The 25,374-nt window shown below is 46.4% G+C and carries 23 protein-coding genes; 10 read left to right on the top strand and 13 right to left on the bottom strand.

Features of this window, described 5'->3' with window-relative positions:
- Positions 1 to 645 carry a lysophospholipid acyltransferase family protein gene (locus FMS18_RS18435; protein WP_163296142.1) on the top strand — a complete coding sequence of 215 codons (645 nt, stop codon included), beginning with the start codon at positions 1 to 3 and terminating at the stop codon, positions 643 to 645.
- A gap of 84 nt (positions 646 to 729) precedes the next feature.
- Here the strand turns inward: FMS18_RS18435 and FMS18_RS18430 are convergent, their stop codons facing one another.
- Positions 730 to 3,168, bottom strand: coding sequence for a methyl-accepting chemotaxis protein (locus tag FMS18_RS18430; protein ID WP_163296141.1), 2,439 nt, complete (start codon positions 3,166 to 3,168; stop codon positions 730 to 732).
- Positions 3,169 to 3,459: 291 nt separating this feature from the next.
- On the opposite strand from FMS18_RS18430, the gene FMS18_RS18425 reads away from it, so the two are divergent.
- Positions 3,460 to 4,179: an HD-GYP domain-containing protein gene (locus tag FMS18_RS18425; protein WP_163296140.1), complete on the top strand. Its 720-nt coding sequence runs from the start codon at positions 3,460 to 3,462 to the stop codon at positions 4,177 to 4,179.
- Here the strand turns inward: FMS18_RS18425 and FMS18_RS18420 are convergent.
- The 7 genes from FMS18_RS18420 to surE form a co-directional block, all read right to left on the bottom strand.
- Positions 4,173 to 5,066: an amino acid ABC transporter permease gene (locus tag FMS18_RS18420; protein WP_163296139.1), complete on the bottom strand. Its 894-nt coding sequence runs from the start codon at positions 5,064 to 5,066 to the stop codon at positions 4,173 to 4,175. The genes FMS18_RS18425 and FMS18_RS18420 overlap by 7 nt on opposite strands.
- Positions 5,067 to 5,075: 9 nt before the next feature.
- Positions 5,076 to 5,960, bottom strand: coding sequence for a transporter substrate-binding domain-containing protein (locus FMS18_RS18415; RefSeq protein ID WP_163296138.1), 885 nt, complete (start codon positions 5,958 to 5,960; stop codon positions 5,076 to 5,078).
- Between the two features lie 255 nt (positions 5,961 to 6,215).
- Positions 6,216 to 7,049, bottom strand: coding sequence for a transporter substrate-binding domain-containing protein (locus FMS18_RS18410; RefSeq protein ID WP_163296137.1), 834 nt, complete (start codon positions 7,047 to 7,049; stop codon positions 6,216 to 6,218).
- Positions 7,050 to 7,077: 28 nt separating this feature from the next.
- Positions 7,078 to 7,890, bottom strand: coding sequence for an amino acid ABC transporter permease (locus tag FMS18_RS18405; protein WP_163296136.1), 813 nt, complete (start codon positions 7,888 to 7,890; stop codon positions 7,078 to 7,080).
- A gap of 164 nt (positions 7,891 to 8,054) precedes the next feature.
- Complete coding sequence (gap, locus tag FMS18_RS18400) at positions 8,055 to 9,041, bottom strand: type I glyceraldehyde-3-phosphate dehydrogenase (RefSeq protein ID WP_163296135.1); 987 nt, start codon at positions 9,039 to 9,041, stop codon at positions 8,055 to 8,057.
- A 227-nt stretch (positions 9,042 to 9,268) separates the two neighbouring features.
- Positions 9,269 to 10,192: a class II fructose-1,6-bisphosphate aldolase gene (gene fba / locus FMS18_RS18395; RefSeq protein WP_163296134.1), complete on the bottom strand. Its 924-nt coding sequence runs from the start codon at positions 10,190 to 10,192 to the stop codon at positions 9,269 to 9,271.
- A 196-nt stretch (positions 10,193 to 10,388) separates the two neighbouring features.
- On the bottom strand, positions 10,389 to 11,144 hold the full coding sequence (gene surE / locus FMS18_RS18390; RefSeq protein ID WP_163296133.1) for a 5'/3'-nucleotidase SurE: 756 nt from the start codon (positions 11,142 to 11,144) through the stop codon (positions 10,389 to 10,391).
- Between the two features lie 158 nt (positions 11,145 to 11,302).
- Between surE and FMS18_RS18385 the strand changes: the two genes are divergently transcribed.
- From FMS18_RS18385 to FMS18_RS18360, 6 genes are all read left to right on the top strand, one after another.
- Complete coding sequence (locus tag FMS18_RS18385) at positions 11,303 to 12,337, top strand: HD domain-containing protein (protein ID WP_163296132.1); 1,035 nt, start codon at positions 11,303 to 11,305, stop codon at positions 12,335 to 12,337.
- Positions 12,313 to 12,966, top strand: coding sequence for a dTMP kinase (tmk, locus tag FMS18_RS18380; RefSeq protein WP_163296131.1), 654 nt, complete (start codon positions 12,313 to 12,315; stop codon positions 12,964 to 12,966). The genes FMS18_RS18385 and tmk overlap by 25 nt, the downstream gene beginning before the upstream one ends.
- A 480-nt stretch (positions 12,967 to 13,446) precedes the next feature.
- Positions 13,447 to 14,394, top strand: coding sequence for a hydrogenase small subunit (locus FMS18_RS18375; RefSeq protein WP_163296130.1), 948 nt, complete (start codon positions 13,447 to 13,449; stop codon positions 14,392 to 14,394).
- A gap of 57 nt (positions 14,395 to 14,451) precedes the next feature.
- Complete coding sequence (locus tag FMS18_RS18370) at positions 14,452 to 16,161, top strand: nickel-dependent hydrogenase large subunit (protein ID WP_163296129.1); 1,710 nt, start codon at positions 14,452 to 14,454, stop codon at positions 16,159 to 16,161.
- A gap of 273 nt (positions 16,162 to 16,434) precedes the next feature.
- The gene (locus FMS18_RS18365) at positions 16,435 to 16,926 is read left to right on the top strand and encodes a HyaD/HybD family hydrogenase maturation endopeptidase (RefSeq protein ID WP_163296128.1); all 492 of its coding nucleotides are present in this window, start codon (positions 16,435 to 16,437) and stop codon (positions 16,924 to 16,926) included.
- A gap of 21 nt (positions 16,927 to 16,947) precedes the next feature.
- Positions 16,948 to 17,205, top strand: a complete 258-nt coding sequence (locus FMS18_RS18360) for a HypC/HybG/HupF family hydrogenase formation chaperone (protein WP_163296127.1) — start codon at positions 16,948 to 16,950, stop codon at positions 17,203 to 17,205.
- Between the two features lie 66 nt (positions 17,206 to 17,271).
- Here the strand turns inward: FMS18_RS18360 and FMS18_RS18355 are convergent, their stop codons facing one another.
- Positions 17,272 to 17,841, bottom strand: coding sequence for a lectin-like protein (locus FMS18_RS18355; RefSeq protein WP_163296126.1), 570 nt, complete (start codon positions 17,839 to 17,841; stop codon positions 17,272 to 17,274).
- 237 nt (positions 17,842 to 18,078) lie between these two features.
- Here FMS18_RS18355 and FMS18_RS18350 point away from each other — a divergent pair, with 237 nt between their 5' ends.
- Positions 18,079 to 19,185: a M20/M25/M40 family metallo-hydrolase gene (locus FMS18_RS18350; RefSeq protein ID WP_163296125.1), complete on the top strand. Its 1,107-nt coding sequence runs from the start codon at positions 18,079 to 18,081 to the stop codon at positions 19,183 to 19,185.
- Between the two features lie 72 nt (positions 19,186 to 19,257).
- The gene (gene tsaA, locus FMS18_RS18345) at positions 19,258 to 19,764 is read left to right on the top strand and encodes a tRNA (N6-threonylcarbamoyladenosine(37)-N6)-methyltransferase TrmO (RefSeq protein WP_163296124.1); all 507 of its coding nucleotides are present in this window, start codon (positions 19,258 to 19,260) and stop codon (positions 19,762 to 19,764) included.
- Here tsaA and FMS18_RS18340 read toward each other — a convergent pair whose 3' ends face one another.
- From FMS18_RS18340 to fdnG, 4 genes are all read right to left on the bottom strand, one after another.
- The gene (locus FMS18_RS18340; RefSeq protein ID WP_163296123.1) at positions 19,765 to 20,736 is read right to left on the bottom strand and encodes an ABC transporter substrate-binding protein; all 972 of its coding nucleotides are present in this window, start codon (positions 20,734 to 20,736) and stop codon (positions 19,765 to 19,767) included.
- 118 nt (positions 20,737 to 20,854) lie between these two features.
- A complete protein-coding gene (locus FMS18_RS18335) occupies positions 20,855 to 21,268 on the bottom strand; it encodes a cytochrome c3 family protein (protein WP_163296122.1) in 414 nt (137 codons plus the stop codon).
- Between the two features lie 17 nt (positions 21,269 to 21,285).
- Positions 21,286 to 22,029, bottom strand: coding sequence for a 4Fe-4S dicluster domain-containing protein (locus FMS18_RS18330; RefSeq protein ID WP_163296121.1), 744 nt, complete (start codon positions 22,027 to 22,029; stop codon positions 21,286 to 21,288).
- Positions 22,029 to 25,088: a formate dehydrogenase-N subunit alpha gene (gene fdnG, locus FMS18_RS18325; RefSeq protein WP_163296120.1), complete on the bottom strand. Its 3,060-nt coding sequence runs from the start codon at positions 25,086 to 25,088 to the stop codon at positions 22,029 to 22,031. The genes FMS18_RS18330 and fdnG overlap by 1 nt, the downstream gene beginning before the upstream one ends.
- Positions 25,089 to 25,374: the final 286 nt, after the last annotated feature.

The following is a 25,374-nucleotide window of genomic DNA, read 5'->3' as shown; positions in this document are numbered from 1 at the left end:
ATGAAGATAAAGGTCGATCCAGTCATCTTCGCGCCGCAGGTGGCCTTTCTGTATCGCTGGTGGGTGCGCTCCATGCGCTTTGATATTGATGGATATGAGAATGTCATCAGTCTGCATGAACAGGGCAGGCCGCTTATGTTGGCCCTGTGGCATAACGAATTGTTCAGCTTGATCGGTCTTGGTTTTCTAAAAAAAATACCGCTGGTGACCATGGCCAGTGACAGCAAGGATGGTCAGATCATCACCGAAGTGCTGGAGCGTATCGGTTATGATGTTGCCCGTGGTTCATCCACTCGTGGCGGCTTGAAAGCCATGCTCGGTGTGGCTCGGATTATGCGCAAAAAAGGTAAGGTCGGAGCGATTACTATGGATGGTCCCAAAGGGCCGCGCCATGAGGTTAAACCGGGGATTCTGGCAATTGCGCAAAAGACCGGTGCTTCCATCATTCCCATGCGGGCTTATCCTTCCAATCCGATAGTTTTTGAGAGATCATGGGACAGATTTGAACTGCCCAAGCCATTTATGCCTTGCAAAGTTTTGCTTGGTGAGCCTTTCAAAGTTACCGAACAGAAGCTTGATGAGGATATTCTGGCAAGCGAAGCCTGCCGCCTTGAAGCTATAATGGAAAGTATGAAACCGGATTAATTTTTCGTTTTATATATGATCAAAAAATGCGCCTTGTTCCGTGATGGAGCAGGGCGCATTTTTATTTACCTGAATTGTTAAAGGCTAGAGTCCGGCAGCATCACTGAGTCGTTCAATCAGCTTTTCCAATTCATGTGCTGTTCTAGCTAGTGAAGTTGTCGATTCTGTGGATTTCTGCATATCGGATTTGGTATCCCCGGCCAATTTTTTAAGTTCTTCCACACTTTTATGAATCTGGTCGTGGGCTTCAGATTGCTGGTCCGTGGCTTGAGCAATTCTTTCAATTTCAGTGGCTGTATCCACGGACATGCTTGATATCTCCTGAAATGCCTGCACGGATTTTCCTACCAGTCCGCCGGCGTGCTTTACTGCTTCCACTGTCTGGTCGGTGTTTTCGATATTAGATTGCGCGGAGCCTTGGATATTTTTGATTGCATTTTCGACTTCTCTTGTAGATTGCATTGTTTTTTCCGCCAGCTTGCGGACTTCATCCGCCACAACCGCGAATCCGCGTCCAGCTTCACCTGCACGGGCGGCTTCAATTGCGGCATTCAGGGCCAGAAGATTGGTCTGGTCGGCGATATCATTGATTACCCCGATTATACCGCCGATTGACTGACTTTGTTCGCCGAGTCGGTGCATATTTTCTTTTACGGTGTCAGAAAGGGATTGCAGTTGGTTGATGGCGACACTTGTTTCGGTCATGGTCTGCATGCCTTCTTCTGCGTGCAAGCGGGTCTGCTTAGCCTGCTTTGCCGCATTTTCCGCGTTGGTAACTGAGTTCAGGAGGGTCTGGTTCATTTCAGTGATTGCCTGAGATGAACATTCAATTCGGTCAAATTGCTTTTCTGTGTTGGAAGAAACCTGATCCACCTGAGTTTCTATTTCGGATGCGCCTTTGGTCAGGTATTTAGAAATGCTCTTTGCTTTCTCGGTTATTTCCACCATGATTTTGTACTGATCATTAATCTGTTTTTCCTTGGCTTTCATATTGCTAAGATCAACTATTACAGCGAATCCACCAATGAGTTTGTTATCAAGGTCGTAGAGTGGAGCCGCGTCGATGCGCACGTTCCGGTAATTATTTTTTTTTGTTTTCCAGCAGCGTTCAACGTTAACAATGGATTGTTTTTCATCCAGGCAACGGGTCAGAATTCCCTTTTCTCCGGGAGGAGCCTGCAAAAGTTCTTTAACCGGGCGGCCTATCCAGCTTTCACAGGATTTTCCGCTTTCAAGTAATTCGCAGAGCGGCTGGTTCAGGTAGGATATTTTGGCGTTAGTGTCTGAGATCAGGCAGGGGACAGTCATGCCGTCCAGCATGCCTTGGGAAAAACCCAGTTTATTTTTAAGCTCCCCGACCATTACCTGAATTCCATCAGCAAGATTTTTGATCTCACTTTTGAATTTTCCTTTAAGCGTGGCCTTGAAATCACCTCCGGCAATGGAGGTAACAAATTTTTCGATTCTTTCAAGAGGGCCAAGGATTGAGCGGCGCAGGAAAATCAGAGTTACAAGTAGAACAATTACGGCTGTGACTGCCGATATTATCAGGGCAAATATTCTGAGAGTTGTTACAGCCTGAAAAGCTTCCTCTTTGTGGATTTCAGATATAAGTGCCCAGCTTGTTTTGCCGATTTTGATGGGAGTATATGCTGTCAGCTGTTCAATGCCGTTTGCACTTTCTATCAGTGCTGTGCCGCTTTTATCTTTCAAGGCTAATTGAACTGCTTCGGAATCGATTTTGCCCTTAGCTTGATTTTTGAAAGAGTTTTGAACTGTCCGATACTCTGGACTAAGCTCAGAATCTGAGCGCATCAGGAAGTCCGGGCCCACGAGGTAGGATTCACCTGTTTTTCCCATACCTGAACGAAGGGTCATGATGGAATTGATTTCCGTGAGTGGAATTCGCAGGGCGACTACCCCTTGAATATCTCCAGCATGGGAATGAACAGGTGCGCAGACAAAAGCTACCGGAGTTCCACCCATGGGTGCGTAAGGTTCAAAGTCGGCAAATACAATTTCGCCTTTAACTGCTTTTTTAAAAGCACGGGCAAGATTCGAATTCTTGTATTGCCCCTTTTTCAGGTCAGCACCGAGGTCTCTTTCTTTTTTAATAGAAAAAAGAACCCGACCATAATCGTTGATAAGAAGGGCATCATCGTAGCCGAGGTTTTCCACAAAGGGGATAAATGGAGTGGCTGCGTATTGGTGTACTTCATTATATTCTTCTGATGTAACATCTAAGGGGTTGCCTGAAATTTCATATTCCATGGCATACTCACCGATTAATCCAACAGCATTATAGACTTCTTTTACGTTAGAGAAGAGTTGAACTTCCTGAAACCACTTATCTACTAGATCTTGAAGATTTTTCTTTTTAGCGTCACGTACGGATTCGAGTTGTCCGAATGCTTGCTGGGAAAGAGCTTTAGAGGCCATGTTGACACTTAAAGTGCCAATTAAAATCAGTGGGATAAGACCGATAGCAACGCAAAAAGTAATTAGTTTTAATTTCAGAGACATTCAGGAGTCCTCCTCGACTTTGTTGAAGGCAATCTATGTCCCGAATGATTTTTTACTGTGTCTTAAATGTTACGATTTAGTGAAAACTAACAAGATTTCAGGCAGATGTCTGGTTTTTTAACTGAGTTGTCCTTTAAATATTCATATTTTATTGAAATTTATAAATGAATTCTAACTCATTATATTTTAAACTAAAAATTTAACGTAAATGCAATTGACAATCATTTTCGATTAAAATAGATTTCCACTCAGGAATACAATTAATTCATATATCAATATTGATGGTGAGCTATGAGAAAGATAATAAATTTTTTTACTAGAAAAAAAAGGCGCGACAACAGTGTTGCGAGTATGACTGTTCATCAATTTGCAGAGTCATTGGGAAATGCAATTGATGCCAAGGATCATTATACCTGTTCACATTCTGAAGAGGTGGCGGTTGTCTCACAAGCTTTAGGTGTGCAATTAGGGCTGCCTGAAAGGGATTGCGAGCTATTACATATTGCAGGTCATCTGCATGATATCGGCAAAATAGGCCTTCCTGATTCAATTTTGAAAAAAGAGGGCAGGTTGACTGATGAAGAATATGAAGCCGTCAAACAGCACCCGACTATCGGTGCGGATATAGTAAAGCCTGTAGCTTCGGTTTCCGGTTTGGACCATATTACCGGAATTATTTTGCATCACCATGAGCGGTATGACGGCGGAGGGTACCCGCATGGCCTGAAAGGGGAACAGATTCCTTTCGGAGCACTGATAATAGCTGTAGCTGACACGCTTTCAGCTATGGCCAGCAATCGTCCTTATAGGCAGGCCATTGAATTTGGACAGATTGTGGAAGAGATAAAATCCTGCTCCGGGAGCCAGTTCGATCCTGTCGTTGTAGACGCTTTCTTAGAAATTACTGATAGTATCGAACAATATTTCACTCAAGGCAGCCCTGTAATTGAAGATCATTTTGAAACCTGTGGAGCCGCTATTACTGGGCAGGCGGTTTTAGTTCATCAATGATGAGATCCTCTGTGACTGTTCATTTTTTTTTCAAGTTCACGTACAGCAATTGAGCAGGGAAAAGTCAAAAGAAAATACATTGCAATGACCAGCGACCAGATTTCGAAGGTTCGATACGTTGCGGACATGAGTTCCTGTCCGGCAAAGGTGAGTTCCTGAATGGAAATAACCGAGACAATGGATGAGTCTTTGATTGTGGATATGAATTGTCCCGCAAGTGGCGGCAGTGAACGTGAAAATGCTTGCGGCAGAACGATGTGGATAAGCTGATTGCGTCTGTTGAAACCAAGCGCAGCTGAAGCTTCCCACTGTTCCTTGTCGATTGATTCAATTCCCGCTCTGACAATCTCGGTTATGTATGCACCTTCGAAAAGGGCCATGGTCAGCACCCCGGAAAGGAAAGCCGGAAGCTGTTCCACCGGGCCGAATAGAGTGGTCAGTACAGGGGAGCTGCTGTCGTTCAATGAATATGAAAGTTCAGTAATCCCGGTTGCCTGCATTATCTGGTCACCAAGAAAGAAATAGAAAATAAAGATCAGCACCAGCGGTGGAATATTGCGAACCAGTCCCACATAACTGCTTGAGATCATGCGCAGCAGGGGGCGTGGACTGACTCTCCACATACCCATAATCGTTCCGGCAAGCAGGGCCAACAGGATAGACCATAGTGAAAGGCGCAGGGTAACCAGTAATCCCTGAGTTAGCAGTCCGGCTCTCCAGTTTCCTGACTCGCTGTCAAAGCGTGCGATGTAGCCGGGAATGACGGACCAGTCCCAATTGTAATTAAGACCTTGAGCCAGATGGTGGAAAAGTAAAACAACTCCTCCCATGATGCATGCCAGCAGCAAGACATCACGGGAGGAGATTTTTTTTTGTGAATCAAACATAATTAGAAACTATTCAACCTGTGATTTCCATTGGTTGGTTTTAAACCAGTAGTTGTAGCGTGCTTCAAGCCAGCCCTCGGAATTACAAACCCTGATCCAGTTGTTGAGAAAGTTCAGGAAATCCGGATCTCCTTTACGTACAGCAAAACCGATAGGTTCCTGCGTAAAGTCAGACTTCAGGGGAAGGTAAAGCTTGCCGGGGTATTTTTCAACAAGTGTTTCCGGTAAGGGATTGGAGGCAACAAGGCATGCTGCATTGCCATTTAGTAATTCCTGAATTGAAGCCGCTTCATCATTGAATTTTGCTATATTTGCCTTGGGCAGGAAGTTTTTAGCCGCTTTTTCAGCAGTGGTGCCGAGGCGAACCGCAACTCTGATTCTAGGGTTGTTAAAATCTTCAAGAGCGGAAAGACGTGCTGCTCCGCCGGTCTTTGCGTTGTTATAGTCTGCACGGGTTAATTTCCCGGTTGCCACGTCCTTGTTGGCGACAATGGACATGCCGCTGTATTCATAAGGATCGGAAAAGTTGACCTTAAGGTTACGTGCTGGGGTGATGCCCATTCCACCGATGATGATATCAAATTTCCCGGTCAGCAGAGCGGGGATTATGCCGTCCCACTTGGTGGGAATAAATCTGATTTTCACACCCATATCTGAAGCAAGCCGTTTGGCAACATCAATTTCAAAGCCGATAAATTCCCCGTTTTTGCCTTTCATGGCCCATGGTTTAAATGTGGAAAAACCAACTCTGAGTGCTTTGCGTTTGAGGACTTTTTCAAGGGTGCTGTCTTTTGAAAGTTCTTGTCGTGTGTCATTTGCCATGCCTACCGAAGCAAGACTCATGATCAGGATAGCAGTTACAATACTTACGCAGACAGTTCTCAACAGGCTCATCATTACCTCCGATGGTTAATATACGCTTTTAATTTTACGAGGGATGACGTTGTCGCTCTCGAGCAAAAAAGCGTTATTAAAATATTGGCTATTCTTATTGTAAGCTATAGTAAAAAAAATCGGAAGTGATTAATAAAAAAGGACAAAACTGTCGCTCTAAATGGTGATTATATGCGATTTAAAGGTGTAGACAAGATCCTCTCATGACATTTTTGACGTGAGAGGATCTTGTTTGGTTAATCAAGCATACTTTGATTATTCCACCTGTGATTTCCAGTCTTCGGTTTTAAACCAGTAGTTGTAACGGGACTGGAGCCAGCCTTCGGAATTGCAAACCCTGATCCAGTTGTTAAGGAAGTTCATAAAATCAGGATCACCTTTGCGGACCGCGAAGCCGATAGGTTCACTGGTGAAGTCGGCTTGCAAGGGCAGGTAAAGCTTGCCGGGGTATTTTTTCACAAGTGTTTCCGGCAGGGGATTGGACGCCACGAGGCAGGCCGCCTTGCCGTTAAGCAGTTCCTGAATTGAGGCCGCTTCGTCGTTGAATTTAAGGATATTCGCTTTGGGCAGGAAGTTTTTAGCTGCTTTTTCAGCTGTAGTTCCAAGGCGAACGGAAACACGGGTGTCAGCATTATTAAAATCGTTCAGCGAGGATTTGTCTGCAGCCACATCTTTATTGGCTACGATGGACATACCGCTGAATTCATATGGATCGGAAAAATTGACCTTGAGATTGCGCTTAGGGGTAATGCCCATGCCGCCGATGATGATATCGAATTTACCGGTGAGCAGAGCGGGGATGATGCCATCCCACTTAGTGGGGATGAAGCGGATTTTTACACCCATGTCCGAAGCAAGCCGTTTGGCCACATCGATTTCAAAACCGATGAATTCACCGTTCTTGCCTTTCATGGCCCATGGTTTAAAGGTAGAAAATCCTACTCTGAGAGTCTGCCGTTTGAGGACTTTTTCAAGGGCACTGTCCTGCGAAAGGTTTTGTCTTGCATCTCCGGCCCAGACGGCAGAAGAGAGTCCCATGATCAGAATCGCGGTAGTGATACCGACAGTAATTGTTCTCCATAAGGTCATTTTGTCTCCAGAATGCTTAAATGGTTTTTTACCATTCGCTTTTAAATTTACGGGCGGCACTATCAAGTGTCCACGAAAGCAAAAGCGTGATGGAAAGATATATGGCTGCAACAACAAACCATATTTCAAAAGTCAGAAAAGTTTCAGAGATTATGGACTGGCCCTGCATGGTCAAATCATAGATGGCAACAGTGCTGACCAGCGCAGAATCTTTAACCAGCGCAATAGCCTGTCCTGCAAGTGGCGGGGCGATGCGCGGCACTGCCTGCGGCAGGACTACATTCAGGTAAGCGAATCTTTTGTCTCCTCCCAAACTGTAGGCTGCTTCCCATTGGCCTCTGTCAATGGAAGTTATCCCGGCTCTGAATATTTCAGATGCGTAAGCACCTTCAAAAAGGCTGAGCGCAATAACTGAAGCCCAGAATCCGTTAATCCCGATTATGGGAGCAACAACAAAATAAATGAAAAAGAGCTGGATCAGCAGAGGGGTGTTGCGGATTATCTCAAGATAGATGCGGGATAACCCTTTCGCTGTAAAAGAATTGGATAAGCGCATAATGGCTGTCCCCAAACCTATCACAAAGGTCAGGATAAAGCTTAATCCGGTAATTTCCAGAGTAACAGCCAATCCTTGCAGTAAAGGGCCTGCAATGAATTTTCCTTCATTAAAACTGAAAATAAATCCCGGAATTCGGAACCATTGCCAGTTATAGCCAAGCGATTCTGTTCCTTTGTAAAGAAGGTAACAAAAACCTAGAAGGATTAAACAAAAAAGCAGGGAATCAAAAAGGTAAGTTTTTTTATTATCGGCCTTTAGTTGATGACCGTCAGAAGCAAACATATCTATTTGCTACTATTAAACAGGAGACAAATCCAGAAGGTTATGAATTTGGTAAGGTCAATGACAATTTGGATGAAATGCTGGCACTTTTTTACTGAGAATTAAAAAATCCCTCTCCATTTAATTAAATGGAGAGGGATTTTTAATCTCGATGAGAATTTTCTCTACATCATTCCAGCTACTTTGATCATCAAACGGACGAGCTGGTTAGTGAAGCTTGCTTCATTGTCGTACCAGATGATGAGTTTGAGCATTTTGCCGTCCATAACTTCGGTGCAAGGACCGTCAACAACACCGCCATGGGTGTCGCCGAGATAGTCAGTGGAGACGAGGGGCATTTCAGTGTAGCCCATGTGCTCATTGGCAGCCTTGGCAAGCACGGCGTTAACTTCTTCCTTGGTGGTGCTGCGGCCGAGGTCGCAAGTCAGATCCACGAGGGAGACGTTGGGGGTGGGAACGCGAATGGACATACCGTCCAGTTTACCTTCCAGTTCCGGAATAACCATGGTTACGGCCTTGGCCGCACCGGTGGTGGTGGGAACCATATTTACCGCGCAGGCACGGGCCCTACGGATATCTTTATGGGAACCATCCAGAACTCTTTGGCTCATGGTGTATGCATGAACAGTTGTCATCAGTCCGCGTTCAAGGCCGAATTCATCATTGATGACCTTGGCAACGGGAGCAAGACAGTTGGTGGTGCAGGATGCGCCGGAAACAATGTTGTGTTCCGGTTTAAGGTCGCCATCATTTACGCCCATAACGATTGTGGTATCGGAATCAATACCGGGTGAGCTGAGGACAACTTTTTTCGCACCGCAGGCCAGATGCTTTTCACAGCTGGCACGGTCACGGAATTTACCTGTTGTTTCAATAACCATGTCACAGCCGAGGTCTTTCCAGAGCCACTCACCGGGAGCGCATCTGGTTACCTTGATCTGTTTGCCGTTGATGGTGAAGCCATCATCATTTGCTTCAACATCGGCATGGAAAGTTCCGTGAACGGAATCATGCTTGAACAGAAGAGCGAGGTCTTCGTTTGATGCACGGGCGTTGACGGCAACGAGATCAAAATCCTTACTGTCGTGAATCAGGCGGACGAGGTAGCGCCCGATTCTGCCAAACCCATTAATACCAACTTTTACAGCCATTGCTTGTTTTCTCCTTATTATATCTCAGAAAGCCTGAAATCCGGAAAGCTCCCTTAGCTGATCCGGTTCAATTCAAGATTTCCGGGGCCAAACACTACTGGGCCGCGATTTTCCCTGGTTGCGGCGTGTTTTGCCCTGAGACATTCTTCCCTTTGGCATCTATATAAAGATGCGGGTCCCTGGTTTATAATACAGGCCGTTAATTCCCTAAAAACGGCCTGTAAAAATTATGCAGTGTTGGAGCAGCCCAGCACGTTGATGATTTTGTGACGGACCATCTCTTTAACGGCCTTACGTGATTCTCCAAGATAGCCTCTCGGATCGAATACAGTGGGGTTTTCAGCCATGAATTTGCGGATAACTCCGGTCATTGCAAGGCGGATGTCGGTGTCGATGTTGATCTTGCAGACTGCTTTGGAAGCGGCTTTGCGAAGCAGATCTTCGGGGACACCCTTTGCGCCGGCGATGTCTCCACCAAATTCGTTGGCCATAGCTACGAACTCGGGAACAACGCTGGATGCGCCGTGCAGCACGATGGGGTAATTCGGCATCATGGAGGCGATCTTATCAAGACGGTCAAAGTCGAGTCTTGCTTCACCGGTAAATTTATATGCACCGTGACTGGTGCCGATAGCGATTGCGAGGGAGTCGCAGCCTGTGCGCTCTACGAATTCAACCGCTTCGTCAGGATCGGTGTAGATGCTCTTTTCAGAAGAAACATGACCTTCAACTCCGGCGAGGCGACCAAGTTCAGCTTCAACCCACACACCTTTGTCATGGGCATACTCAACAACTTTTTGGGTCATCGCGATGTTTTCGTCGAATGAAAGATGTGAACCGTCGATCATAACAGATGTGAATCCGCCGTCGATTACTTCTTTGCAGATTTCAAAGTTTGCGCCGTGGTCGAGATGAAGCACTACCGGCAGGTCGGTTTCCAGCAAGGCTGCTTCCATCAGTTTGGTGATGTAGCCCAATCCGGCATATTTTTTTGCACCGGCGGAAACCTGAAGGATAAGGGGAGCGTTCTCCTCGCTTCCCGCTTCCATGATTCCCTGAATGATCTCCATATTGTTCACGTTGAACGCGCCAATGGCATAGCCGCCGGCATAGGCTCCCTCGAACATTTCCTTGGGCGAAACTAGTGGCATGTAATCCTCCTTAATGGATAACGATACTTAAATGATGACGCGGCAGTTTTTCTGAAATTTTTATCGGGCAAACAAAATATTTTTGCCTGCCGTACTTCCCTTATTCAGTTGCTATTGCCGCAAATTGGTTCCAAATACACTTTATATACCCTATCATGAAACTAAATGTCCACACACTCTTGAAAAAGTACATGGACTATACCCCGAAGCTTTGCTCCAGAGTTGTAATTGCCTCACGATCCGTAAAATCAAAATGCAACGGGGTCATGGTTATATGCCCCTTAGTCAACAGATCCCGATCAGTGCCGGAGCTTATTTTATCTTTGGGCATCACTCCGTCAAGCCAGTAATATTTATGTCCGCGCGGGTCTTCGCGTGTTTCATACCAGTCCTGCCAGGAAACACGGGTATGGCGGCAGATTTTCAGTCCCCCGGCATCCTTAACCGGGACCGCCGGGAAATTGAGGTTGACCATAGTTTTATCTCCGAGACTGTCCCAAGGAATTTTCTTGAGCAGCTCAGCGCAGTAATCCCCTTGATCGGTCAGCTCTTCCGGTTTAAAGCTGTCGTAAGAAACCGCCATTGCCGGGTAGCCCATGAGGGCGCCTTCGGTTGCGGCGGAGACTGTTCCCGAGTATAGAATGTCAACGCCTACATTGGCTCCGCTGTTGATGCCGGAGACAACGATGTCCGGTTTTTTTTCGAGCAGGGTGGTCAGGCCGAGCTTGACGCAATCTACAGGAGTCCCGTAAACACCCAGCCCGGTAAAGCCGTTTTCTTCAAATCTCTTGACTCGAAGGGGCGAAGAGAGCGATACGGCGTGACCCACAGCAGATTGCTCTGTAACCGGGGCGACCACTTGAACATTCATTCCGGCTCTTTTCAGGCCGTGATAAAGTGCGCGCAGGCCTACAGCCTGAATGCCGTCATCGTTGGTCAGAAGTATGTTCATCAGCTTTCTCCGGTGGACATTTCAAAAATAATTGGACAGTCTTCCCGTGGGTTGACTATGAATACAAATTCCGGGCAGTTATATAAAAACGCCGTTGACAAGTATAAAAAAACGTTGCCTGTTGGCGAGGTATCAAAGCAATTCAGGAATAGCAAGAAGTGTCACAAAAATATACATATATTAAAGATCTTATAAACGGAGAGAGAGTTAAGGATGTCTTCCTTATCGGCGATGCTCAACTACGTGAATCCCGAAACGGTCCGTTCTGGAATCTGCGTCTTCAGGATAATTCCGGAGCGGTTGAGGCAAAGATCTGGAGTCCTTTAAGTCTATCTTTTCAATCTCTTGAAGCTGGGATGTTTGTTGTTGCCGGAGGAATGGTCGGAGCTTACCGGGATAAACCGCAGCTTACTGTAGAAGTCCTCAATATCATTGACCCTGAAGTCGCCGGGCTGGATATCACAGATTTTCTTCCTTCCAGCGCAGAAAAGCCCGAAGATATGATGCAGGATTTGGACTACCTTATTGCCGAGCATATGGTTCATATTCCATGGAAAAAATTCTGCCGCCGGGTTCTTAAAGATGAAACTGTACATAACAGGTTACTGACTGCCACTGGAGCCAAGGCGGTCCACCACGCATATGTGGGTGGATTGCTGGAGCATACATTGGCTGTTGCCAAGCTGTGCATGTCTATTTGTGATAATTACCCGGAAGTTGACCGGCAGGTTGTCCTTGCTGCTGCAATTTTTCATGATCTTGGTAAGGCATGGGAGCTTTCCGGAGGTTTGACTAATGATTACACAGACGAAGGTCGTTTGCTCGGTCACATTCACATCGGGGTTGAAATTCTGGAGCCGTTTTTACAGAAGGCCAAGGATCTTGATCCAAAGTTAAAGCTTCACTTGAAACATTTGATTCTTTCCCATCACGGGGAGTATGAGTTCGGTGCTCCAAAACGTCCAAAAACCCCGGAAGCGTTTATTCTGCATTTTGCTGATAATATTGACGCAAAAATGAATACAATATTCGCGGAATTAGGTAAGTTGGAAGGCTCAGACAACAGCTGGACTCCGTATCAGCGGTTTCTGGAGAGATATTTATATAAGGCGGAAAAATCACCCGATAACCCGTCAAGCAAGTGTGAACTTAAAAAATCGGAGGCTCAATGTTCATTACCTTTGAAGGCATAGAAGGGACCGGTAAAACGACCCAGATCAAGATGCTTACTGAATTTCTTGAAGAGTCCGGGCACGATGTTGAAGTTACCCTTGAGCCGGGCGGCAGCCGCATAGGAAAAGAACTGCGTAAGATTTTGCTCAATATGGACAGCACCGACATTACTGGGGAATGTGAGCTTTTTCTTTATCTGGCTGACCGGGCCCAGCATGTAGGACAGGTGATCAAGCCTGCTGTTGATGCCGGGAAGATTATTATCTCCGATCGTTTTGCCGACTCAACTATTGTCTATCAGGGATATGGGCGCGGACTTGATCCAAAGCTCTTGCGTGAACTTAATGACGTTGCGGTTTCCGGGAATTGGCCTGATTTAACTGTCCTGCTTGATATTGAACCTGAAATCGGCTTGAAACGGGCCATGACTCGCAATTTGCAGGAAAACAAAATGCAGGAAGAAGGGCGGTTTGAAGCTGAGTCTCTCGATTTTCACGGTAGGGTGCGGGAAGGTTATTTGACTTGGGCCGCACTTAATAATGAACGTATAGTAGTTGTTAATGCTGACCAGACTCCTGATGAAATTTTTGCTGAAATTAAGGAGAAAGTTGTTGAGCGGTTAAAAGGACGTCAAGCTGACAACGCTTAGTCCTTGTTTTATATAATATTTCTTGCGTAGCGCAGCTCTTTTGAGTTGCGCTTTTTTTTGCGTGTTATATTTTTAAAGATTGTGCGAAATGCATGTTTGTTATTTTGAGCGTAAGGCTTTTGTTGTGAGAGGCAACAAAGCTATAGTGCGTTGTTGCTTCATGCATATGAATTATAATTTAATGTTATTTAGTGTAGTTTTTATCTATGAACCACTCAAATATGCATCAAAAACAATAATCTTCCATTTGGGGTTGACGCTGTCATAGTAAAATGGTTTAAGAGTAATTAGAATTTTCAATACATTAGCGTCTGTGTGAGAGTTAGTATCAAAGTAAGACTGATGCTAAAAAGCCGGAGCTGATGGAAAAAATTAGACTACATTGCGGTTTTGTGGCGGGAACGTTTCCTGTCTTTGATCGAAGCCCGCAATGTCAGGGGGTAAACCCCACTGATCTTTAATTAGAGGATGGAGGTTTTTATGAAATTCTCTGTGGGACTCGGAAAGGATGGAGCGGAAAAACGCCTTGAGCAGAATGGCGTCTCCCGCCGCGATTTCATGAAGTTCTGCGCAACAACCGCCGCCGTCATGGGTATGGGACCCGCTTTTGCGCCTACCGTAGCGGAAGCCCTGACTCAGAAAAAGCGTCCTTCTGTTGTTTATCTGCATGCAGCTGAATGCACAGGCTGCTCAGAAGCTGTTCTTCGTACTGTTTCTCCTTATATTGATGCTCTTATTCTCGACACCATTTCTCTCGACTACCATGAAACTATCATGGCTGCCGCAGGTCATGCCGCTGAAGAAGCACTGCACGAGGCGGTTCATTCTCCTGATGGTTACATCTGTGTTGTCGAAGGAGCCATCCCCACCATCGAAGGTGGAGCATGGGGTAAAGTAGGTGGTAAAACCATGCTTGAAATCGTGGAGGAAATTGTTCCTAACGCTAAAGCAACCATCTGCATCGGTACCTGCGCCTGTTACGGCGGCGTTCAGGCTGCCGCACCCAACCCATCTAAAGCTGTCGGCGTTTCCAAGGCTCTCGGCGGCGTAACTACTGTCAACCTGCCCGGTTGCCCGACCAACCCGTTCAACTTCGTTGGAACCGTTGTTCATTACCTGACCAAGGGGATTCCCGAACTCGATGATATCGGTCGTCCGTCTCTCTTCTACGGTGAGTCTGTGCATGATAACTGCCCGAGACTCAAGCATTTTGATAATGATGAATTTGCACCTTCCTTCTCATCCGAAGAAGCCAAGAAAGGCTACTGCCTGTACGAGCTTGGATGTAAGGGACCGGACACTTATAACAACTGTCCGAAAGTCAAGTTTAATCAGACCAACTGGCCTGTTGAGGCCGGTCACCCCTGCATCGGTTGCAGTGAGCCCGATTTCTGGGATGAAATGAGCCCGTTCTACGAGCAGGGCTAGTGCTGTCAACTACATAGAAGTTTAAAGCTAACTTTCTATTCATTTGGAGGATTGTATATGTCTGGTTGCAAGGCTAAATCGGGCCCCGCAGTAGCGGCGACCCCTTTTGATAAAAACTACACCGGTCCGGTAATTGTCGACCCGCTTACCAGAATTGAGGGTCACCTCAAGATTGAAGTGGAAGTCGAAAATGGTAAAGTAAGTAATGTCTGGAGTAGTTCCCAGCTCTTCCGCGGTCTGGAAATTATCCTGAAAGGCCGTGATCCTCGTGATGCTCAGCATTTTACCCAGCGTTCCTGCGGTGTTTGTACTTACACTCACGCACTGGCTTCCACCCGTTGTGTTGATAATGCTGTCGGCGTAGATAAAAATATGCCCGAAAATGCACGTCTTATCCGTAATCTGGTGCTGGGCGCGCAGTATCTGCATGACCATATTGTGCATTTTTATCATCTGCATGCTCTTGACTGGGTTGATGTTGTAAGTGCGCTTCAGGCTGATCCGGTCAAAGCTGCCAAGATCGCAAACAGCCAGTCTTCTCGCGTAACCAAGCCTGAAGATCTGAAAGCTGTTCAGGAAAAGCTGAAAAAATTTGTTGATTCCGGCCAGCTCGGTATCTTCACCAATGCTTACTTCCTCGGCGGTCATGATGCATATTACCTGCGTCCCGAAGAAAACCTCATCGCCACCGCGCATTATCTTGAAGGTCTGCATCTTCAGGTAAAAGCTGCACGTGCAATGGCTGTTTTCGGCGCAAAGAACCCGCATACCCAGTTCACTATCGTGGGTGGCGTGACCTGTTACGAATCCCTGTCCAAAAAACGTATTCAGGAATTCAAGGACCTTTACAACGAAACCCTTGCTTTCGTTAACGAATGCTACATTCCTGATCTGCTGATGGTCGCTTCCTATTATAAAGACTGGGCCGGTATCGGCGGAACCACCAACTTCCTGACTTTCGGTGAATTCCCTGATGTTGAAAACGATATCAACAGCCGCTATCTTGAGCAGGGCGTGATTATGAATCGCGACCTTAGTAACATCATGGATTTCAATCCTAATTCCATCAAAGAAGATATCAGTCACAGTTGGTATGACGGTGATTCTTCACTGCATCCGTACGAAGGTGAAACTGAGCCTAAGTACACCAATTATGAAGACCGTGACCGTTATTCATGGATGAAAGCTCCCCGTTACAAAGGCGAGTCCATGGAAGTGGGGCCGCTGGCACAGATGCTCGTTTCCTACGCTCGTGGCAACAAGGACGTTGTTCCTGTTGTCAACCATGTTCTCAGCACCCTCGGTGTTGGTCCCGAAGCACTGTTCTCCACTCTTGGTAGAACAGCTGCACGTGGTATCCAGACTGCTGTTGTCGGTAAGAAGATGGCTGATTGGGTCAACAATCTTGAAGATAATGTTGCTTCCGGTAACACTGATCTCGCTGTTGAATGGGAAATGCCTGATGAGGCTGAAGGCGTCGGTTATGTCGGCGCACCTCGTGGCGGTCTGTCTCACTGGATCAAGATTAAGGGCGGAAAGATTGAAAACTTCCAGCTGGTTGTTCCTTCAACCTGGAACCTCGGTCCCCGCTGTAACCAGAACAAGATGTCCGCAGTTGAAGAAGCCCTTATGGGTACTCCCATCGCAGACGCTAAGCGTCCTGTTGAAATTCTGCGTACTGTTCACTCCTATGACCCCTGTATCGCCTGTGGCGTACACGTCATTGATGCTGCAACCAACGAAGTTCACAAGTTTAAGATCCTCTAGTTGGTTCAAGCTTCAAGGAAATATTACGGGAGCCCGCAATGCGGGTTCCCGTTTTTTAATTTTTATACGTAATATTTTGATTTTTCTATTGAATTACCATTCCGAATTGAGCTACACAAATCTATAGGGATGGAATAGAAATGGATTGCATTGAACTTTTGTCAAAACCCGTAGCGAAGCTCGTTAAAAGGTTTTGAAAAGGGGAGTCCAGAGGGGAAAGCTTTTGCAAAAGTTTTTCCCTCTGGCCCTCGGAGAGCCGCCGGAGGCATCTGAATGACCGAAGAGAAAAAGATATTAGTTTTGGGTGTTGGAAACATACTTTTTACTGATGAAGGGATCGGCGTGAAAGTTGTAAATGAACTGATGACTCAGTACTCATTTTCAGACAACGTGGAAGTCATGGACGGTGGAACACTGGGCACCAAGCTGATGGGCCCCATGATGGAATGTGAATTCTTGATTGTAGTGGACGCGGTGCTGGGCAATGACGAACCGGGTTCGGTTTACCGCTTGACAGGAGAAGATTTGCGTAGGAGTCTGGCTTTCAAGGATTCAATGCATCAGACTGATCTGCTTGACACAATGGTCCTGTGTGAATTGTGTGACAGGCGTCCTGAATGTGTGGTTATCGGAGTAGAGCCGAAGGATTACCAGACCATGCACGATGAAGTTTCTGATGTAACGCTGGAGCGGCTTCCATTTATGATGGAAAAGGTGCTTGAGGAAGTTTCCGCTGCCGGCGGCAGTTATGAAAAGATGGCGTAATCGCCGAGAAGGGGTGTTTTCATGTGTTTAGCTATTCCTGTTCAAATTAAGTCCATTGAAGATCAAGTTGCAAAATGTAAAGTGGGTGAGGGCGAGACCTATCTTGATGCGTCACTCATGCTCTTGCCCGATGAAGTTGAAATCGATGATTACCTCATTGTTCACGCCGGATTTGCTTTGCGTAAGCTTGATCCTAAAGAGGCGGAAGAAACCTTAAAAATTTTACGCGATATGGTTGCACTGACTGAAGCTGAGAAGAATAAAGCATGTAATGCTTAGAAGCTTAAGTTTTTCAACAAAAAAATCCCGGCATCCTGATAGGTTGCCGGGATTTTTTTGTACTATTTATTTAGAATTATTTCCGAACTTCTTTTTGATTCCGAAAAGAGCGGCAAGCGATGCCCCGAGGAGCCAGATTGCACCGGGGATTGGGGTGGGGGCTGTCGGTTTTTCAACCACATATCCGTTAATCATGCTGGATATTGCAGAGCCTTCATCATTCCACTGATAGTTAAAACGCTGATCCGCACTTAAGTGCATTTCATCAATTCTCTGGTTGTTTGGTTCAGAGGTATACCAATCAGTAAAATTCCAATCTTCACCGGTCACCCAATGCCAGTTGGATGTCGGATTCTGGCGGTTTGCATCATCTGTCTGATAAGCACCCAGCCAGTATGCTTTGTCCTGTCCTTGAAATACTGTATTTTTCAGGAAATTATTTTCGGCAACAGATGTAATTGTTACCAGATGTCCTCCGTCTGCTTCTGCTGCAAGTCTGGCATCATTCCAATTTATTCCATTTGATTGAACAATGGTATATTCGGAATCTCCAAAAGTGAAAGTAGACGCAAAGGCTGATCCACCGGTCAGCAGTAAAATGACTAGCGTTAGTGTTAATGTTTTAAAAGAGAACATTTTAACCTCCCCGATACTCCCATAAAATTTTTATTAATAATAAATAATATGTATAAAAAATGCATTATGCAAGTGTTACTTTAGAAAGTAAATCTTTATGGGGTATTTTGCGTGTAAAGTTGTGATAAAAGAATATGTTGCAGTGTACATCTTTTTATGAAGAAAATTCAGCTGTTCAAGCGAGTGTTTCAGTGATAATTATTCAGATCTAAATTTCAGTAACATTTTGGAGATATTATGATAAATCAAGAGCGAATTCTTGAGCTTTTTTTTGATCTTGTACAAATTGATAGTCCGTCTTTAAAGGAAAAGGATGTCGCTGCTTTTCTGCGTGAGCAAATGGAGAAGAGAGGCTATGAGGTCCGTGAAGATAAAGCCGGTGAACTTAGCGGCGGAAATACCGGAAACCTCATAGTACACATTCCGGCAACAGGGGAAGGCGAGCCTATTGCCTTTTCCGCACATATGGATTGTGTGCAGCCTTGCATTGGCGTTGAGCCGATCATTGACGGCGACGTTGTTCGCAGCGCCGGGGATACAGTCCTTGGCAGTGACGATAAAGCCGGGATCGCCATGGCTATTGAAGCTTTGGATCACCTGAAAGAGGAATCCATACCGCATCCAGATATCTATTTTGTGTTTTCCATCTGCGAAGAAGCAGGCATGCACGGGGCCAAGAATATGGATACGGATCTGCTCCCGGTCAAAGATATTATCGTGCTTGATTCCAGCGGTGATGTCGGTACCATTGTTGTAGCTGCTCCCGCTAAGGCTGGAATTACTATGACTTTTACAGGAAAGTCCGCACATGCCGGAATTGCTCCGGAAGAGGGTATAAGTGCCATTCAGATTGCGGCTGAAGCTGTTTCCAATATGAGCCTGCTGCGTATTGATGAAAGTACTACCGCAAACCTCGGCCATATTGAAGGCGGGAGCGTGACAAACATTGTTGCAGCCTCTGCAAAGCTGACCGCAGAAGCGCGTTCCCTGCATGACGAATCACTTAATAAGCAGCTTGAACACATGGAAGCATGTTGCGCTGCTGCGGTGAAAAAAATTGGCGGGGAGTACAAGTTCGAATATGAAATTTCATATCCCGTCCTCAAGGTAGCAGATGACAGTGCAGTGCTGGCCAGAGTTGAAAAAGCATGTGAAAATATTGGTGCTACTCCTAAAAGAGTTCCTACCGGCGGCGGCAGTGATGCCAATATCCTTTATGGAAAGGGATACAATGCTGTTGCTTTGGGAATCGGTATGAGTAAGGTTCACACTACGGAAGAGTTTATTAAAATTGAAAGTCTGACCAGTTGCGCTGAGCTGGTGGCTGAAATTATGAAAAGCTAAATTGATCGAACAGTTCTTGAAGTGTTACTTTAACTTCAGAGACTGAATCAACTTTGAATAACGGAGGATAAAATGCCGTTACCTGAAAAAGATGCCATAATATTTCATCCCATCGGATACATCCGCTCCCCCTTTGAGACTCTTGAAGGTATGCCTATTCAACCTTCGGGAGCAAAAGACATTGAAGGGACAATCGAACTTCACGGTGCTTTAGAAGAAGGCTTACAGGATCTTGAAGGTTTTTCGCATATAATCCTGCTGTATCATTTCCATAAAAACGATGGCTACAAGCTGAAAGTCAAACCTTTCATGGATACAGAGGAGCGGGGGCTTTTTTCAACCCGTGCCCCGCGCAGACCGAATATGATCGGTAAGTCCACTGTGGAATTACTCCGTATTGAGGGACATATTTTGCATATCCGAGGCGTTGATGTGCTGGACGGAACCCCGTTGATCGATATCAAGCCTTACGTCACAAAGTTTGATGCTGTACCCGCCGACCGTTTCGGATGGCTGGAAACCAATGCGGAAAAATCCGAGACGTTGAAGTCTGATGAACGATTTAAAAATAAAAGCTGACTAAGGAACCTTACTGAGGTCAATCCAGAGTGATTTGTCTTCAAGCGGAGTTTCCGGAGGAAGAGTTGGGTTTTTAAGGTCAATAATCTTACGTTTGGACAACCTGGCCTTTGCAAAAGCTTCTTTCATCATTGGATGGTTGTAAAAAAGTTTGTCAAAAGATCCGTCTTCTAAGGCAATACGCAAGCCTTTTTCAACGCGCTTAGCAAGCTCGGGATTATTGCGGCTTACAAAGAAATATAGCGGTGAAGGATAACGCAGCATAATTGTCTTTTCGACAGTAAAATCCATATCTTGATGTTCTGTTATTTCCCCCCAAGGTTCACATACGCCACGGGGGAAATAATCAAACCTCCCTTCATCAAGCATCTTAAAGCAGAATTGATATTGAGAGCATGTTGTCGTAGGCAGTCCGTTTGCTTTTAAAATTGCAGTATCCGGCCAATCATATCCCTGTCCGGCTTTGTATGTTTTTAGGTCATCAATTGTATTTACGTTGCGGAATGCAACCTGATTTTCAGGCTTTATAAGAAATATGCGATGCGATAACAGGCCTTTCTGCATCGGGATGCGTATAGGCAAAAATTCCTTTTCCCTTTCCTTTGAGGTCATGGACCAAGTCAGGTCAATACCTCTGCCGTTTTTCATCAAGCGTAAGGCCCTTAACTGTTCAGTAGGCAGTTCATATATTTTTAATTCATACGCACCATACTCCGGGACTGATTTTTCCAATGCCAGTTTTAATAAGTCGAGATTGTAATCACTTCTGCGGTCATCCGGTTGAGTAAAAGGAATGGTGATGACTTCAACAGCTGAAGCATTCCCGGATATTCCCCAAAAGCCGATAAGGCAGAGTGAAATAAAAAAAAACCGAAAAATGGAAAAAAACATAATATCCTTTAACTCTTGAATCAATAGTAGTCGTCTGTGTTTTGTAATCAATTTCTCCTTTTTTTCACTATATGGATTCATAGCATTTTCATAGTATATTTTAAATGTTCATATAAACAAAGAAACCCGCCGAAGCGGGTTTCTTGTGGAGTGCTCGGACGAATTCGTCCTTGCGTAGAATGTAGACTGTATTTAGTTGTTATTTTATTCCTTCAGGATGACAGGCGGAGTTAACGCAGCCGGTCATTTCCTTGTCGTTACCGAATTCTTTAACATGACATCCCAAGCAGGAAGGGCGCTTTGTGTTGTTGCGCTTGTAGTGCATGGCTTTGAAGTAGGACTTGTAGCCCTTGGTCGGCATGGCCGAAAAATTGTCGTGACAGGTGGCACAACTTGTCGGCTCTCCGGATTTCTTGATGTTATGGTGGCAGTCAACGCACTCATAGTTTTCATGGCTGGAGTGGTTGAATACTACACCGATTTCTTTCTTTGGTTTGATAAAATCAATGACAAGGTCGTCGTCCGGTGCGGTCCAATCTTCCTGTGCGCCCGCGCCGATGGCTACGAACACAATGCCCATCATACACAGGCATGCGATCAATAATTTTTTCATCTTATCTCTCCTGCCTGCTAGGCTTTATTCTTAAGAGCGGTAAGGAATCCGCGTCTTGATGTTTTAGATGGACTTACCTCAGCCATGATTGTCTTACGCTGATCAGCGGAAGCGACAACATTTTCATGGTAACTTTCCGGTTTGGTTTCACAGAGATAGATGACACGCACGTCATCAGGATCAGCTAGATAGGCGTTGGGATTGGTCTTCTTGACTTCCGCAAGCCTTTCTTTGGCCATCTTGAGCATATCCGCACGGTCACCGAAGTTCATTGTTCCGGTGGGGCAGCTTTGCACACAGGCAGGCAGCATGCCCATTTCCACACGGTCAAGACACATGTCACACTTGGACCAAAGTCCGGTGTCTTTGTCCTGACGGGGGACGTTGTATGGACACATTTCCCAGCTTTCAAGTTTACCCTTGCGGATAACGGCCTTGTCGGTCATGACCACCGCGCCGGTTTTTTCGTCTTGTACTACAGAACCCGGAGTGTACATGTTCGCGATGTACTTGCAGGGAGGTTCGATGCAGTGACGGCACTGTTCCGGGAAGAAGAGCCAGCGGAACTTACCGTCTTCGTCGCGGGCTTCGTTGAAGCGGACCAGACGAATGGTTTTAGATGAAAGGTCCTGCGGGTTCTGATGGGAACCCACGTTGCGGGTATGCTCAGCAGGGAGCTTTTTCCACTGTTTGCAGGCAACCTGACAACCACGGCAGGCGGTACAAAGGGAGAGATCTACAAAGAAGCTTTTACCGGACATTACTTATCACCCTCCTTCCACTTGCGGATGTTGACCATGAAGGCCTTGTATTCGGGGATACCGGTATTCGGATCGCCTACGTTGGGAGTTACGATGTTTGCGGAGTCTCCGCCGTTGATGGGAGTTATCCAGCCGTAATGCCAGGGCATACCAACCATGTGAACATCGGTTCCGTTGATGTTGTAAGGCTGGATACGCTCAGTAACCATGGCAATGGCCCAGAGTGATCCGCGTACACTTTCAACAGTGACTTTTTCGCCGTTTTCAATGCCGCGCAGTTTAGCCAGTTCGGGGCTGATTTCCACGAACATCTGCGGCTCGGCTTCAACCAGCCAGTCCTGCCAGCGGGTCATGGAACCGGTCTGCCAGTGTTCGGTGATACGGTAGGTGGTACCGACGAAGGGGTAGCGCGGATCGCAGACTGCCTTTTCCTCACCCTCAACTTGAACTGCCGTGGGGTTGTGCAGGGTTTTGGAGAAAGGATGCTTATTTACCGGGCATTCCAGAGGCTCGTAGTATTCCGGCAGGGGACCGTCAGCGCGGCCGGGGCCGTAAAGCTGACCGAAACCGTTCTTACGCATGATGAACGGATGACGGGTACCGGGCTTCCAGCCGCCGTCAGGAACATCACCGATCCACTTGGAGCCGTTCCATTTGATAACTGCTTTCTTGGGTGCCCATGGCTGTCCCTTTTCATCAACAGAAGCTCTGTTGTAGAGGATACGGCGGTTAACAGGCCAGCACCATGTCCAGTTGGGGAAGAGTCCGATATTGGCCTGTTCCTTGGTCTGGGAATTGTCGTGGCGCATACTTTTGTTTTCAGCATCGGTAACAGAGTTACAGTACAGCCAGTTACCGGAGGTAGTGGAACCGTCTGCCTGCAAATAGGCGAAGCTGGGGACCTGTTGTCCTTTTTTGAATTTCTTACCCTTTACTTCAACATCGCGGGTGAACCAGCCGTTGCAAAGTTTGGCGGTCTTGCGTGCGCTGAATTCCATGTGACCGTGGTCATTTTTCTCGCACATGTTGTCAAAGCTGAGATGGGTGATGGGTTCGGGGTAAACGCCGCCTTCTTTTTCATAGAGGGCTTTGAGCTCTTCCCAGATTTCATGGAAGTAATGACCGTCAGTCATGACATCGCCAAAAGCGTCAGGACCTTTGTAGCGCCACTGCATCCAGCGACCGGAGTTGGATACGGAACCTTCTTTCTCGATTGCAGAAGCACAGGGAATGAAGAAGGTTTCAGTCTTGATCTTCTTGGGATCCATATCAGGACCTTTCCAGAAATCACTTGTTTCACACTGGAAAAGGTTGACGTTGACCATCCAGTCCAGTTTGCCGAGAGCCTTACGGGTCTTGACTGAGTCGGAGCTGGAGCAGGCCGGGTTCATACCCCAGATCAGGCTGCCGCTGAATTTGCCTTCATACATGCGGTCGATGAGCGGAATCCATGAATAGACGCTGGCCTTGTGGTTATCAAGGCGGGGCAGGTACTGATAGCCCTGTTCAGGGGTATCCTCGGAGTACATGGCCTTGATCAGGCTGGCCGAGTACTTGGGATAGTGCTGCCACCAGTTGGCGGATTCAGGATCGTTTGTCTTTGGAGTGTAAGTAGTGTTGTACTGCTCAAGGGTGTCCTGTCCGGCAAGGGGAGTTTTCAGGTAGCCGGGGAGAATGTGATAGAGCAGGGCGTAGTCAGTGGAACCCTGTACGTTACATTCGCCGCGCAGGGCGTTAACGCCACCACCAGCAACACCGATGTTACCGAGCATGAGCTGAATCATGGCCATGGCACGGATATTTTGCACACCGACAGTATGCTGGGTCCAGCCCATGGCATACATGATGGTTCCGGCTTTATCCTGTTTTCCGGTGGCGGTGTAGGTGCTGTAGAGCAGTTCAAGGTCTTTTACGGACACACCGGAGATGGAGGATACTTTATCCGGGGTGTAGCGTGCGTAATGCTTTTTCAGAATCTGGAAAACACAATTGGGATCCTGCAAGGATTTATCCTGCTTGGGGATACCTTTGTCGTCCATTTCAAATGCCCATTTGGACTTATCGTAGGAATTGGACTTGTGGTCGAATCCTGAAAAAAGACCGTCTTTGAAATCAAAATCTTTACCGACAATAAACGAAGCGTTTGTGTACTCGACCATATATTTATGGAAGTACCGCTTGTTTTTGATGATGTAATTGATCATACCGCCCAGTACAGCGATATCAGTACCGGAGCGTAAAGCAATGTATGCATCCGAGCGTGCGGAAGTACGGGTGAAGCGCGGGTCCACATGGATGATCTTAGCACCGCGTTTCTGTGCTTTTACAGCCCACTTAAAGGAAATGGGATGGTTTTCGGCAGCGTTACTGCCCATTATCAAAATGCAATCACTGTTCTGAAGGTCATTCCAGTGGTTGGTCATCGCGCCGCGTCCGAACGACTCTACCAGAGCCGCAACAGTTGCGCTGTGTCAGATACGAGCCTGGTGCTCAACATAGACCAGGCCGAGTGAACGCATGAAACTGTGCATGGCATAACATTCTTCGTTATCCAGCGCAGCGGAACCGAGAGAGGCGATACCCATGGTGCGGTTGACCACCTGTCCCTTGGCATTTTTCTTTTCAAAGCTTTCATCGCGAGATTTTTTGATCAACTTGGCGATGCGTTTTTTACAGAAATCCCAATCTTTTTCTTCCCATTCGCCGCTGAAGGGGGCGCGGTACAGGAATTTGCCGGGACGCTTCGGGTTTTCGGTCATCTGGATGGATGCCGCACCCTTGGCGCAGAGGGCACCTTCGTTAATGGGGTGGTCAGGGTTACCTTCCACGTTCACAGCGCGTTTGGTCTCGAGGTCGGTATTGACCAGCAGACCGCAACCCACGGAACAGAACGCACAGACTGAAGTAGTCTGCTGTGTCCATTTAGGACTGAGTTGCTTTGCCCGTTCTTCAGCAGTGTTCGCAAAGGCTTTCCCAAGCCCGCCGAACGCTGGAACCGCAGCAAGACCAGCAGCTGCCGCAGTCGTCAGCTTCACAAAATCTCTACGATTAATATTCATCATCGCTCCTGAAATTTGAGGGTGTTCCAATCATCTGGAAATCAAACTATCGGTCAAGAGGGATGAAGGGAAAAAATAGTTGCTTGCGATGTGAATGACACAATTTAATATGTGCGGTATTTGATATAATTATTCGTTCACGTCTTATCTTGTTGAATTTTAACAAATAAATTTAATATTAATTAAGTGTTAAGAGATGTGATGAATTTAATTCAGATCTATTTGAGTAATAAAGAGCTGTTTGGGATTATTTTGGATAACACTCTTAAATATTAGTGTTTTTGTT

The organism is Desulfovibrio sp. JC022 (assembly GCF_010470665.1).
In the GTDB taxonomy this organism is placed as follows: Bacteria; Desulfobacterota; Desulfovibrionia; order Desulfovibrionales; family Desulfovibrionaceae; genus Maridesulfovibrio.
Note: the sequence above shows the minus strand (reverse complement) of the source record. Positions and strands in the feature narration are given on the sequence as shown.